Source organism: Bradyrhizobium paxllaeri, assembly GCF_001693515.2.
In the GTDB taxonomy this organism is placed as follows: Bacteria; Pseudomonadota; Alphaproteobacteria; order Rhizobiales; family Xanthobacteraceae; genus Bradyrhizobium; species Bradyrhizobium paxllaeri.
This window is the reverse complement of the sequence record NZ_CP042968.1, coordinates 7,490,319-7,503,088: the sequence shown is the minus strand read 5'-3', so window position 1 is coordinate 7,503,088 and position 12,770 is coordinate 7,490,319. Positions and strand designations below refer to the sequence as shown.

14 protein-coding genes are annotated in these 12,770 nt (G+C 63.2%); 11 read left to right on the top strand and 3 right to left on the bottom strand.

Annotated elements, in window-relative coordinates; genetic code table 11:
* The first annotated feature begins 64 nt into the window (after positions 1-64).
* Both LMTR21_RS35875 and LMTR21_RS35870 read left to right on the top strand, forming a co-directional pair.
* Complete coding sequence (locus tag LMTR21_RS35875) at positions 65-1,333, top strand: threonine ammonia-lyase (protein ID WP_065752181.1); 1,269 nt, start codon at positions 65-67, stop codon at positions 1,331-1,333.
* A gap of 175 nt (positions 1,334-1,508) precedes the next feature.
* Positions 1,509-1,847, top strand: a complete 339-nt coding sequence (locus tag LMTR21_RS35870; protein ID WP_347339145.1) for a GNAT family N-acetyltransferase — start codon at positions 1,509-1,511, stop codon at positions 1,845-1,847.
* Positions 1,848-1,870: 23 nt separating this feature from the next.
* On the opposite strand, the gene LMTR21_RS35865 is transcribed toward LMTR21_RS35870, so the two are convergent.
* Positions 1,871-2,764, bottom strand: a complete 894-nt coding sequence (locus LMTR21_RS35865; protein WP_246174921.1) for a substrate-binding domain-containing protein — start codon at positions 2,762-2,764, stop codon at positions 1,871-1,873.
* Positions 2,765-2,848: 84 nt separating this feature from the next.
* On the opposite strand from LMTR21_RS35865, the gene LMTR21_RS35860 reads away from it, so the two are divergent.
* From LMTR21_RS35860 to LMTR21_RS35845, 4 genes are read left to right on the top strand one after another with little or no spacing between them, the layout of a single operon-like run.
* On the top strand, positions 2,849-3,541 hold the full coding sequence (locus LMTR21_RS35860) for an ABC transporter permease (protein WP_065752178.1): 693 nt from the start codon (positions 2,849-2,851) through the stop codon (positions 3,539-3,541).
* Between the two features lie 2 nt (positions 3,542-3,543).
* The gene (locus LMTR21_RS35855) at positions 3,544-4,266 is read left to right on the top strand and encodes an energy-coupling factor ABC transporter ATP-binding protein (RefSeq protein WP_141688232.1); all 723 of its coding nucleotides are present in this window, start codon (positions 3,544-3,546) and stop codon (positions 4,264-4,266) included.
* 16 nt (positions 4,267-4,282) lie between these two features.
* Positions 4,283-5,110, top strand: coding sequence for an ABC transporter substrate-binding protein (locus LMTR21_RS35850; protein ID WP_065752311.1), 828 nt, complete (start codon positions 4,283-4,285; stop codon positions 5,108-5,110).
* Positions 5,110-5,916 carry a molybdate ABC transporter substrate-binding protein gene (locus LMTR21_RS35845; protein WP_065752176.1) on the top strand — a complete coding sequence of 269 codons (807 nt, stop codon included), beginning with the start codon at positions 5,110-5,112 and terminating at the stop codon, positions 5,914-5,916. Before LMTR21_RS35850 ends, LMTR21_RS35845 begins: the two co-directional genes overlap by 1 nt.
* Positions 5,917-5,997: 81 nt before the next feature.
* Here LMTR21_RS35845 and LMTR21_RS35840 read toward each other — a convergent pair whose 3' ends face one another.
* Positions 5,998-6,210, bottom strand: a complete 213-nt coding sequence (locus LMTR21_RS35840; protein ID WP_141688231.1) for a hypothetical protein — start codon at positions 6,208-6,210, stop codon at positions 5,998-6,000.
* A 173-nt stretch (positions 6,211-6,383) separates the two neighbouring features.
* Between LMTR21_RS35840 and LMTR21_RS35835 the strand changes: the two genes are divergently transcribed.
* The gene (locus tag LMTR21_RS35835) at positions 6,384-6,713 is read left to right on the top strand and encodes a hypothetical protein (protein WP_065752310.1); all 330 of its coding nucleotides are present in this window, start codon (positions 6,384-6,386) and stop codon (positions 6,711-6,713) included.
* A 62-nt stretch (positions 6,714-6,775) separates the two neighbouring features.
* On the opposite strand, the gene LMTR21_RS35830 is transcribed toward LMTR21_RS35835, so the two are convergent.
* Positions 6,776-7,795 (bottom strand): lytic transglycosylase domain-containing protein, encoded by a 1,020-nt coding sequence (locus LMTR21_RS35830; RefSeq protein WP_065752174.1) that lies wholly within the window; start codon positions 7,793-7,795, stop codon positions 6,776-6,778.
* A gap of 122 nt (positions 7,796-7,917) precedes the next feature.
* Between LMTR21_RS35830 and LMTR21_RS35825 the strand changes: the two genes are divergently transcribed.
* The 4 genes from LMTR21_RS35825 to LMTR21_RS35810 all read left to right on the top strand — a co-directional run bounded on the left by LMTR21_RS35825 (position 7,918) and on the right by LMTR21_RS35810 (position 12,543).
* Positions 7,918-9,099, top strand: a complete 1,182-nt coding sequence (locus LMTR21_RS35825) for an MFS transporter (RefSeq protein WP_065752173.1) — start codon at positions 7,918-7,920, stop codon at positions 9,097-9,099.
* Positions 9,100-9,154: 55 nt separating this feature from the next.
* Positions 9,155-10,105, top strand: coding sequence for an oxygenase MpaB family protein (locus LMTR21_RS35820; RefSeq protein ID WP_065752172.1), 951 nt, complete (start codon positions 9,155-9,157; stop codon positions 10,103-10,105).
* A 92-nt stretch (positions 10,106-10,197) separates the two neighbouring features.
* Entirely contained in the window at positions 10,198-10,545 is a 348-nt protein-coding gene (locus LMTR21_RS35815) for a hypothetical protein (protein WP_065752171.1), read from the top strand.
* Between the two features lie 207 nt (positions 10,546-10,752).
* Positions 10,753-12,543 carry a peptide ABC transporter substrate-binding protein gene (locus LMTR21_RS35810; RefSeq protein WP_065752170.1) on the top strand — a complete coding sequence of 597 codons (1,791 nt, stop codon included), beginning with the start codon at positions 10,753-10,755 and terminating at the stop codon, positions 12,541-12,543.
* Positions 12,544-12,770: the final 227 nt, after the last annotated feature.

Below are 12,770 nucleotides of genomic sequence, written 5' to 3'. Positions count from 1 at the left end.
AGATTCGGAGGGGGCGCATCAGGCGAAATAAGCTTATACGATTGCCTCGCAACGAGGTGACCAGATGTCGAATGCTCCCAATGACGCGCCGGCGAACCAGTCTGCTTCCAAGGCCGGCCGCCTTCCCGTCACATCAGATGATATCACGGCGGCGGCTGCTACCATTGCCGGTTCCGTTATCGTCACCGAATGCGACCAGAGCCGGACGCTGAGCGAGATCTGCGGCTGCAATGTCTGGCTCAAATTTGAGAATCTGCAGTTCACCTCCACTTTCAAGGAGCGCGGTGCGCTCAACCGGCTGCACGCGCTGTCGCCGGACGAGCGGCGGCGCGGCGTGATCGCGATGTCGGCCGGCAATCACGCGCAGGGCGTGGCCTATCATGCGAACCGGCTCGGCATTCCCGCAGCAATCGTGATGCCGGTCGGCACGCCGATGGTGAAGATCGAGAACACGCGGCGGCATGGCGCGAACACGATCATTTCCGGCAAGACGCTGGAGGAGGCCGGCGAGTTTGCGCGCAAGCATGGCGAGGCGAACAACCTCATCATGATCCACCCCTACGACGATCCGCTGATCATCGCAGGCCAGGGCACCATCGCGCTCGAAATGCTCAAGGCCGCGCCTGATCTCGATACGCTGGTGGTGCCGATCGGCGGCGGCGGGCTGATCTCCGGCATGGCGATCGCGGCAAAATCGTTGAAGCCGGACTTGCGCATCGTCGGTGTGCAGGCACAACTCTATCCGTCGATGTACAATGTCATCCGCGGCGAGCAACTGCCGATGCGCGGCGATACGCTCGCCGAAGGCATTGCGGTGAAGGTGCCGGGACGGATCACCACCGAAATCATCCGCAACCTCGTCGACGACATCGTTCTCGTCACCGAAGACCAGATCGAGCGCGCGGTGTCGATGCTGATCGCGATCGAAAAGACCGTGGTCGAGGGCGCCGGCGCAGCGGGCCTTGCCGCGATACTGGCGGCGCCGGAGCGTTTTGCCGGACGCAATGTCGGCCTGGTCCTCACCGGCGGCAACATCGATACCCGGCTGATCGCGTCGGTGCTGACGCGCGAACTGGCGCGCGAGGGAAGGCTGACGCAGATTGCCATCGACATCGTCGACCGGCCCGGCCAACTCGCCGCCGTCTCGGCGCTGCTGGCGGAGGCCGGCGCCAACATCATCGAGGTCTCGCATCAGCGCACGTTTTCCGATCTGCCTGCCAAGGGCACACTGCTCGAAGTCGTAATCGAGACGCGGGATCGCGCGCATCTGGACGAGGTGATGAAGCGGCTCGGCGAGGCCGGGTTTGTCGCGTGGCTGCCGGGGCGAAGGTGAGCGTCCACGGCGTTGCGGATGCGGCAAGACCGCCGCTTGAAAGCGAGGTGCCATCTTTTTACGATAGGGAATGGCGCTTGAGATTCCTATTCTAACTGGTGATCGTCTGATTCTTCGCAGGCCGTGCGCGGAAGACGTAGACGCTCGCTTTAGGCTAGGGACACACCGGGAACTCGTGGAGGCCATCGACGTTAAGGGCTTTATCGGCCACATCCGTTTTTTCGGGCTGGATCAGCACGACCAGCGGGCGTCGCTGGCGATTGGTATCGAAGATCCGGCATATCTCGGAAAAGGGTATGGGTCCGAAGCCATTCGTTTGGCTCTGAGCTATATCTTCTCAATTGGGCTTCATCGGATATCCGTGCGCGTGCTGGCGAGCAATGGTCGCGCGATCGCGAGCTATCGCAAGTGTGGTTTCGTGATCGAGGGTCGCGAACGAGAAGCGGCATTCATCGATGGACGATGGCAAGATGATATCCTCATGGGCGTGCTGGATCGAGAACTGCGCATTTGATGGCGCGCTGATGAGTCCGCGCCCTAATTCACCAGCCGCACCGTGCCTGCTTCGCTGACGTCATAACCGCCGAGTTCGGTGGCCCGATCGCGAAACGCCGCCTGTCGCATGAAGCCGAACAGCGCCTGCGGTCCCTTCATGAAATAGTCGCGCTGCCGCATCACGAGGTCGAAGCGTTCCCAGGCGAGCGGGAGGAAGTCGAGCCCCGCCGATTTCGCCACGCTTCGCGTCGCGATACCGCAATCGATCCGGCCGGCGCGCACGGCTTGCGCGATATCGGGGCCGGTCGGAAAGGCGGGCTTTGCCAGTTTCAGTTCGTCGAGCGTGATGCCGGCACGCGCGAGTAGCGCGAGCAGCAGCAGTTGCGCGCCAGCGCCCGCCGGACGTTGCGCCATCCGCGCGCGGGATGCGGCGATCGAGGCGATGTCGCTCAAATCAAGCGGATTGCCTGACGCGACCAGAATGCCTTGCTCGCGTCGGGCAAAGCCGAGCACGACGGCATCGTGCAATCCCGCCGCATCGGCGACCGCCTCGACATTGGCTCTTTCGTCGTCGCCGTGCAGCCGATGCAAATGGATCGCCGCGATTATCACCTCGCCACGCGTCAGCCGCCGCAGGCCTTCCTCGCTGCCTTCGGGGAGGCTGGCGAGGCCGGAATTGCTTTCGCGCAAGCCCCATTCCAGCAGCGGATCGTGGCTGCCGCCGACGATCGGGGGCGCCGACACCTGGGCTAGGCCGGCCGGAGCGATCAGGCCGGCGGATACCCAGCGGTCCAGCGCGGCGCGCGAAAACAGCCAGCGCCCGGTCACCTTGCTGCAAGGCACTGCGCGGTCCGCCACCAGCTCGTAGAGCTTGCGTTCCGAGACCCGCAGATAGTCGGCAGCCTCGTCGGTTGTCAGGAGTTCCCGCATAGGCATAAATATGCACCTGGATGCAGCATTTCCGCAAATTGACCATGTCAGGACCGTCTGCGCAAGATGTTTTGCCAAACGGAATTTCCAATGTCTGCCGACACATCCGCCCTGCAACTCGTGCTCTCCGGCGATCCCGCGCTGTTCGCCATCGTGCGGCTGTCGCTCTATGTCAGTCTGTCAGCGGTGGCGCTGGCGGCGTTGATCGGCATTCCCCTCGGCGCCTGGATTGCGCTGACGAATTTCCGCGGGCGCCAGGGCGTCATTGTCCTGCTCAATGCCTTGATGGGCCTGCCGCCGGTCGTCGTCGGTCTGGCGGTGTATCTGGCGCTGTCGCGCTCCGGACCGCTGGGCTCGTTCGGCCTGTTGTTCACCCCGGGCGCCATGATCGTCGCGCAGACCGTGCTGGTCACACCGATCATCGCCGCGCTGACGCGCCAGACCATCGAGGATCTCTGGATCGAATACCGCGACGAACTCACCGCGATGAATCTCGGCCCCCTCGGCCGCGTCGCGGCGCTGATCTGGGATGCGCGCTTCAGCCTCGTCACCGCGCTGCTCGCCGGCTTCGGCCGCGCCGCGGCGGAGGTTGGCGCCATCATCATCGTCGGTGGCAACATCGAAGGCTTCACCCGCACGATGACGACGGCGATTGCGCTGGAGACGTCCAAGGGCGACCTGCCGCTCGCGGTCGGCCTCGGCCTCGTGCTGATCTCAATCGTGATCGCCGTCAACGCGCTGGCCTGGACCGCGCGCCGTGCCGGCGAGCGACTGGCGGGATGACCATGCGCGCGCCGTCAAGCGAACTGCCGATTGAATTCGATGGCGTCACGGTTGCGGCCGGCGACGTCACGATCCTCGATAACATCGCACTCACGCTTAAGTCGGGACCGCCGACGGTGCTGATCGGTCCGAACGGTTCGGGCAAATCGACGCTGCTGCGGGTGGCGATGGGGCTGCTCGCGCCCTCCCGCGGGCGCATCACCTGGGGCGGGCTGGAAAACGTGCCGCCGCACAAGCGCGCGATCGTGTTCCAGCGGCCGGCAATGCTTCGACGCAGCGCCGCCGCCAATATCCGCTTCGCGTTGCGCGCCGCAGGCACCCCACGTGCCGAGCATGCGCGCCGCACCGGCGAACTGCTCGCACTGGTTGGTTTGCAGGCGCTCGCCGACCGCGCCGCGCGCCGGCTCTCCGGCGGCGAGCAGCAGCGGCTGGCGCTTGCGCGTGCGCTCGCACGCGATCCCGCGGTGCTGTTTCTGGACGAGCCGACCGCGAGCCTCGATCCGGTCGCGACCAAGGCGGTGGAAGACATCATCCGCGCGGTCAGTGAACGCAACATCAAGGTCGTGATGGCGACCCACGATTTCGGCGAGGCGCGCCGGCTCTCCGGCGACGTCGTCATGCTCCACCGCGGCCGCATCGTCGAAACCGGCGCGGCTACGTCGTTCTTCGGCGCGCCGCGAACCCTCGAGGCGAGGACGTTCCTCGCCGGTGAATTGTTGATTTGAGGAGAAACGAATGAACATGCTCACGCGCCGTTTGCTGATCGCAGCCGCTGCCACTCTCGCACTCGCCGGCAACGCCGTCGCGCAGGACAAATCGATCGTGGTCGCCTCGACCACCTCGACGCAGGATTCCGGCCTGTTCGGCCACATCCTGCCGATATTCAAGGCCAAGGCCGGCATCGACGTGAAGGTGGTGGCGCAAGGCACCGGTCAGGCGCTCGATACCGGCCGCCGCGGCGATGCCGACGTGGTATTCGTCCACGCCAAACCTGCCGAAGAAAAATTCGTCTCCGAAGGCTTCGGCGTCAAACGCTACCCCGTGATGTACAACGACTTCGTCCTGATCGGGCCGAAGAGCGATCCGGCCGGCATCAAGGGTTCGAAGGATATCGTCGCGGCGCTTTCCGCGATCAAGGCCAGGGGCTCCGACTTCATCTCGCGCGGCGACAAGTCCGGCACGCATCAGGCCGAGCTCAATCTCTGGAAGGTTGCCGGCGTCGATATCGCGAAAGACAAGGGCCCCTGGTACAAGGAGATCGGGCAGGGCATGGGCGCGGCGCTCAACACCGCGTCCGCCTCCAACGCCTATGTGCTCGCCGACCGCGGCACCTGGCTGTCGTTCAAGAATCGCGGCGATCTCATTATTGCTGTCGAAGGCGACAAGCGGCTGTTCAACCAGTACGGCGTCATGCTGGTTAGCCCGGAGAAGCATCCGAACGTCAAGAAAGACCTCGGCCAGCAATTGATCGACTGGCTGGTATCATCCGAGGGCCAGAAGGCGATCGCCGATTACAAGATCAACGGCGAGCAGTTGTTCTATCCCAACGCCAGCGATTCCGGCGCGTGATGCGGACCCGGCTTTCGGCGGCGCTTGCGGTTTTCCTGGTCATGATGATGCCGGCGATGGCAGAAGAAGCGGTATTGCTCCACGCCGCCGGCAGCTTGCGCGCGGCACTGAGCGAGGTGGCAAAGGCGTTCGAAGCAGCAAACCTCGGCAAGGTGCAGCCGAAGTTTGGCGCCTCCGGTCTGCTGAAGGACGAGATATCGGCGGGTGCAAAGGCAGAAGTGTTTGCCTCCGCCAACATGGAGCACCCGCAGGCGCTCGCGCAGGACAAACGCAGCGGCCCGGTGGTGCTGTTCGCGCGCAACCGGCTGTGCGCGCTGGTGCGGCCCGGCCTCGAGGTTACGCCGGCCGCGCTGCTGGACCGCATGCTCGATGCGTCGGTGAAGCTCGGCACCTCGACGCCGAAAGCCGATCCGTCGGGCGATTACGCCTGGGAGGTTTTTCATAAAGCCGAGAAGATCAGGCCCGGCGCCTATGCCACGCTCGAGAAAAAGGCGCTGCAGCTCACCGGCAGCCCCACCAGCCCGCCCGCACCGCGGGGCCGCTCGGTCTATGGTGAACTGATCGCGCAGAACGCGGCCGACGTCTTTCTGACCTATTGCACCAATGCGCTCGCCGCGCAGCGCGAGAATCCGGCGCAGCAGATCGTGCAACTGCCCGATGCGCTCGCGGTCGGCGCCGATTACGGCCTGACCGTGCTGAACGGCGCCTCGGCGCCGGCGTACAAATTTGCGCTGTTCATTCTCTCGGCGGACGGTCAGCGCACGCTGGCAAAACACGGCTTTGCCGCGCCGGCCCTGCCGCAATAGGAGACTTTTCGATGCGGCGCTCCTCGCCGCCGTCGTGCTGGTGATCCGAGCGCAGGTGACGATCAGCCCGGTGCAATAGGTTCACGATCCGAGCGCTGTGGGCGGTGTCTCTTCGTCAGGCTTGGTTGTGGGCTCCACGATCCGCCGATAGGTCGGCACCCACGCGCTGTCCCATGCTTCGAGCGTCGCGCCGCACGCCGTGCACTCAAAGCTGTCGATCTCGCGCGAGGGCGCCATCGCTTCGGTGCGGTGGTAGACCGCGCCACATCTGCATTGCCGCTGCTTTTCGATCACCACAAATCTTTACGCTGCGACTCATCGCCGGACAACGCTACTCTTGTCGCAGGAACTTCGCGTTCATCTTCGTGAATATTTGTTCAAGCAGCGAAGCGCGGTCGTTATGTCGCACGCCGGAACGTCGGGCGCTCCCGCTGGTTAGCCCAGACATGTTTCACTGGAGTTCGATGATGAAGAAGCTAGCTATCGTATTCGCCGTTGGTGCTGCTGCGCTGATGGGAGGTTCCGCAGCCAACGCCGCCGACAATGCGGTGAAGGCAAGGAATGCGCCGGGTGCCGCCCAGACGTCCACCGACTTTAGCGCCCAGCACCGCCATTGGCGCCATCACCACCACCATCACGGGCGCCACCACCACTGGGGTCACCATCACCACCGGCCTTATTACAGGAGCTATAACTACTACGCGCCGCGCGCGTACGGCTATTACGGTCCCCGCTACTACGGTCACCGCCACTACGGCGGCCCAGGCGTAACCTTCAGCTTCGGCAGCGGCTGGTAAAGCAGGCTGACGAATTAAAGCCCGCGAGCAATCGCGGGCTTTTTTCGTTTGACGAACCGTCGCTACAACTCCCGTGCCGCCCTCGATGATTTTCGGCCGGAAGATTCCGACGCGAGGCGCACGGCGGATTTCTTCCCTGATTTCCGCGCTGCCAGCAGCACAGCGCGGGCCTTGGCCTTGCTCGCCGCCGCACGGACGCGTCGAGCCACCGAGCTTGCTGCCACACGCAGCTTCCTGACGGCCGCGTTCTTCTTCTCCTCGGCCTCACCGGCTTCCGCCTTGCGCACCATCGCGCTGGCTGAAGGCGTCAGGTCGACATTGACCGTGGCGACCTGGTCTTCCCGCGACAGGCCGCCGACACCCTCGCATGGCGCCTTGTGCGGCAGGTCGGTCGGCATGTAGACGGTGCTTTCCTCGTCGATCCAGGCTTCGGCCTTGTGGCCGGTGATGATCTTGACGTAATCGCGCGTTTCCTTTGGCAACGAGCTGCGCCGCGACAGCCACTTTTCGATCCTGCCGCCGCCGGCATTGTACGCCGCCGCCGCCAGCCCGAGATTGCCGAACTGATCATGCAGCTTGCGCAGGAACTTTGCCGACGCCGGGATCGCCTGCAGCGGATCGAATGGGTCTTGCAGGCCCACTTCGACCGCTGTCTGCGGCATGAACTGTGCGATGCCCCGCGCGCCTGCGGAACTGACTTCCCTAGCTTTAAACCTGCTTTCCTGCCAGAGCAGGCGCACGAAAAATCCGATCGGAATATCGTTGTCCTCGGCGGCAATCTTGACCGCTTCACAGATCACGTCGGATGCCGCGGACGCCGTGCTGACCGAGACGGCTGCATGAGCATCGGCATCGGCCGTCGCTGCAGATGGCGCGGCAACAATGCTTGCTGCGTCCAATCCTTGCGAGGTTTCGACCGAAGCGGTCGCAGTTCCCGTGGGAGAACTCGACACCGCGGCGGGTTCCGATTGCGCTTCCGCGACGACGAACAATTGTTCCGCCCATACCGATCTGATGTCGGAACTTTCAAAATCCACCGAGATCACAAACACAGCAATCACGGCGGCGAAAACATATCGCATCAACTTCCATCCATGGTGTGTGATGGCGGTCGGTTAGAATTTGGATGTGGAAATTTCGCGGATGAACTGCGGCAGAGCCGTGTTCTTATCGCCCGTAATTCTACCGTGTGGAACTTTGGATTATGCGTGTCAGCGGACCGATCGCCTACATCGCTCTTTACGCTGCGCTGTATGCAGCATTCGGCGTGGCGTCGCCGTTCTGGCCGAAATATTTCGAGACCAGATCGCTCACGCCCGAGCAGATCGGGCTGATACTCGCGGCCGCGCTAGTGGTGCGGCTTGTCGCGGGACCGCTCGTCGGAATGTTCGCCGACTTCCTGCAAGCGTTGCGGCTCGTGCTCGCCGCCTGCGCTGCGCTGGCGGCCGCTGCGGCCGTGGCGTTGCTGCGGGCGGATAGCTTCTGGCTGTTGCTTCTTGTCGCGTTGGTGCAAGCAGCGGCACTGGCGCCCACGACGTCGATCGCCGATGCGTTGTCGGTCAATGCAGCGAGGCCCCAGATAGCGGGGAGGCCGTTCGAATATGGCTGGATCCGCGGTGCCGCGTCCACTGCTTTCGTCTGCGGCACGCTGATCATCGGGCAACTTATCACTTCCAGCGACCTCACGCGTGTGATTTGGCTGAACGCGGTCCTGTTGATCGCCGCCGCCGGCGTTACGGCGCTGGTCCCCAGGGTTTCTGCTCCGGCGGCGCATATCAGCGCATCGAAGCTTGCGTATGAAATTCGCGGGCTGCTCGGGATTGCGCGATTTCGAATCCTGATCCTCGTCTCCGCGCTGATCTATGGCAGCCACGCCGTGCATGATGCCTTTGCGGTGATCCGCTGGAGCAATGCCGGAATAGATACCACTGTCATCAGCATCCTGTGGTCGGAGGCCGTCGCTGCGGAAGTCATCGTGTTCTTTCTGATCGGCCCGGCATTGCTCAACCGGCTGGGCCCGCGTGGCGCAGCGGTGCTGGCGGCCACCGCCGGAATCATCCGCTGGTCGGTCGCGGGGACAACGACATCAGTCGTGGCGCTCGCAGTGGTACAGCCGCTGCACGGATTGACATTTGCGCTGCTGCACCTCGCCTGCATGCGGATGATGGCGGTTCTTATCCCGACACATATGGCCGCAACCGCTCAAGCTGCCTACGCGTTCGGTTCTGGCGCGGTGACGGCTGCGCTGACGCTGTTCTCTGGATTCTTCCACGCGAATTATGGGGGAGGGGCGTTCGTCGCGATGGCGGTTCTCTGCGCGCTCGCATGGCCGCTCGTCTGGTTTGGCTTTGCGGATGCGCAAGACACGCCTGCCCGTGCCCGCTGAATTGCGGTAGAATCCGCCTCGCGAAAAGCAGGTCAATCGTTCGAAGGTTCGCCAATTGGTCTCGGAAAGTGATCTTGAGTCTACGCTCGATGTCGTCAGGGCCGGCGCCGCCGGACCGGCCGAGGGCATTTTTGGTCCGGCGTCGGTGACGTGGAAGATCGACCGGGAAGCCGTCATCTTTCTCGGCGCCGGACGCGCCTTGCTGCTTCAACTGGCGCATCCCTGGGTCGCCGCCGCCATCGCCGAGCATTCGCGCACCTTTGCCGATCCGATCGGCCGCTTTCACCGTACCTTCGAGGTGATGTTCACGATGGTATTCGGCTCGCTCGACGGCGCAACCGCCGCTGCCCGGCGCCTGCACCGGCGGCACACCGGCATCTCCGGCAACTTGCCCGAAGCGGCCGGCCGCTTTGCCAAAGGCTCGTCCTACAGCGCCAACGATATCGCCGCGTTGCGCTGGGTTCACGCCACCCTCGTTGAAACCGCCTTGATCGCCTACGACCTCGTCTTGCCGCCGCTCTCGACGGAAGAGCGCGAGCGATACTGGACCGAAAGCCGGCTGTTCGGATCATTGTTCGGGCTGAAGCCGGAGGATCTGCCGGCGGATTGGGCGTCCTTCGCGGATTACACCGCCGCGATGGCGCAATCGGATACCCTGTCCGTCAGCCCCGCGGCGCGTGACGTGGCCCAGCAGATCTTCGCCGGCGCGCGGCCATGGCTGCGACCGCCGCGATGGTACCTGGCGCTGACCGCGCAGATGTTGCCCGAACACCTGCGCACAGGTTTCGGCCTCGATCTCGACGAACGCGACCGGAGAGCCGCGGAGCGCGCGCTGAAGTGGATACGCCGCGTATATCCCCATCTGCCGGTCCGCCTCCGCTACGCCGGTCCCTATCACGAAGCCCAGGCGCGGCTGCAAGGAAAGCCGCGGCTCGGCGTTACAACCCAATGGCTTAATCGGGCATGGACCGGACGACCGCAACTGGATGATCGTCGGGAGCGGTGAGATCAATGGGCATCGGCGTGTCATTGCAGTAAAAAGCCTGACTGCCGACGATTCCCGAGAACCAACCTTGCAGAATGGGGCTTTTTGGACCGATGGACGAGGACGACGACCCGATCGAGGAGATTTCGCGGATCGAAGCGCAGCTCGAGGAACTGGCCGAGACTGCTGAGCGATGTCGCAAGATCACGCTGGTCTCGAAGTTGGCGATCGCTGCCGGGGCCGGACTGATGCTGGTCACGTTACTCGGCCTGCTCGGGTCCAATCAGATCGCCGCCATCGGCTCCATTGCCGCGGTGCTGGGCGGCATCGTATCGCTCGGCTCGAACGCCAGCACCTTGCGACAGACCATGGCCGCCATGAGCGACGCCGAGGCGCTTCGTTCGGACCTGATCGGCAGGATCGACCTTCATGTGGTCGGTGACGAGACGCGCCACGCCTAATTCGCAGGCGATGCCATTGAGGCGTGACGTGTCAATTAGGTGGCACTGCCGCCGCAATTCCCCACTGCCGGCTGACGCCGCGTCATCTTGCCTCGGATCGGCCCGGCATGATGGCCCGCATCCTGCTTTGACAGCTTCGCGCCGACCTGATCCATTTCCAGTATCGCGCGTGGCGAGGCATTCAGCACCAGTTGAGGAGTAGGTCTCATGAAAGAACGGGAAATTCGAGACCTGATTGCAGACGTCAAGACCGGCCACCTGTCGCGACGGGCCTTTGTTCAGCAGATGATCGCCATCGGCCTTTCGGCGCCGATGGCCGGGATGATGCTGAGCCAGTCCGGGGTCGCGATGGCCCAGACCGCGCTTCCCTACAAGCCGACCAAGGCCGGCGGCGGCGGCGTGCTGAAGCTGATGTACTGGCAGGCCATAACGCTGCTCAACCCGCATTTCGCCGTCGGCACCAAGGATCAGGAAGGCTCCCGGATATTTTACGAGCCGCTGGCGGGATGGGATGGTGACGGCAATCTGGTTCCGATCCTCGCAGCCGAAATTCCGAGCAAGGAGAATGATGGATTGGCCGAGGATGGCCGCTCGGTGATCTGGAAGCTGAAACGCGGCGTCAAATGGCATGACGGCATGCCGTTCACGGCCGACGACGTCGTCTTCAACTGGGAGTACGCCAAGACGCCGGAGACCGCGGCAGTCTCGATTGGCAGCTACAAGGACATCACGGTCGAGAAGGTCGACGACTTCACCGTCCGTCTCACCTTTGCCAAGCCGACGCCGTTCTGGGCCGATGCCTTTGTTGGCAATTACGGCATGATCATCCCGAAACACCTGTTCAAGGATTACGTCGGCGCCAAGTCGCGCGAGGCGCCGCACAATCTGAAGCCGGTCGGCACCGGCCCTTATCAATTCGTGGATTTCAAGCCGGGCGACATGCTCCGCGCCAAAATCAACCCCAACTACCATATCGCCAACCGGCCGCATTTCGACGAGGTGGAAGTCAAGGGCGGTGGCGATGCGGTGTCGGCGGCGCGCGCGGTGCTGCAGACCGGCGAATATGATTATGCCTGGAACATGCAGGTCGAAGAGGAGATCCTGCTGAAGCTGGAAGCCGCCGGAAAGGGCAAGTTGAACATCACGACGTCAGGCAACGTCGAATTCATGCAGCTCAACTCGACCGATCCCGCGGTCGAGGTCGACGGCGAACGCGCCAGCATCAAGACCAGACATCCGCTGTTCAGCGATCCAGCCGTACGCCAGGCCATCAATCTCCTGATCGATCGCGCCTCGATCGAAAAATTCATCTATGGCCGCACGGCGAAGGCCACCGCGAACTTCCTCAACAACCCTGAACGCTTCCGGTCGAAGAACACCAAGTTCGAATTCAACATCGAGAAGGCCAACCAGATCCTGGAGGCTGCTGGCTGGAAAAAGGGCGGCGACGGCATCAGGGTCAAGGATGGCAAGCCGCTGAAGTTCGTATTCCAGACCTCGATCAATGCGCCGAGGCAGAAGACCCAGGCCATCTTCAAGCAGGCCTGCCAGAAGGCCGGCATCGACGTCGAGCTGAAGTCGGTGGTGGGATCGGTGTTCTTCTCCTCCGATACCGCCAATCCCGACACCTACACGCATTTCTATTGCGACGCGCAGATGTACAACACCACCATGCCGCAGGCCGATCCGCAGTTCTTCATGAACCAGTACACATCATGGCAGGTGGCGAACAAGGATAACAAGTGGCAGGGGCGCAACGTCTCGCGCTGGCAAAGCAAGGAATATGACGAGATCTACAAGCAGGTCGAACGGGAGCTCGACGCGGTGAAACGCGCAGCACTGTTTGTCAAGCTCAATGACCTCGTCGTGACGGACAATTACATCCAGCCCATCGTCTCCCGCACCCGCGTCGCCGCGCTCGGCAGCAAGCTGACCGCGCATATCTCGGGCTGGGATGCCGATCTGTGGCAGCTTGGGAGTTGGTATCGGGAGGGGTGAGGGCGTGCCGTGACGGTAAGCGCCAATTAGCCCGCCGAGCCGAAGCTGCAAAGCAGCGCAGGATTGCGCGTATCAGTGGCGAAGCTGCAGAGCAGTCGCTTGTCTCAATCCTGTCTCCTTTGCGCAACATTCGACCTGTTCCTTGTCTGGGAACAGCATTTGCGACTCCACACGCGAAGATAATCGGCTCGGTGTGTCGAAGAACCGGGATGGCGGATCGAGCGTTT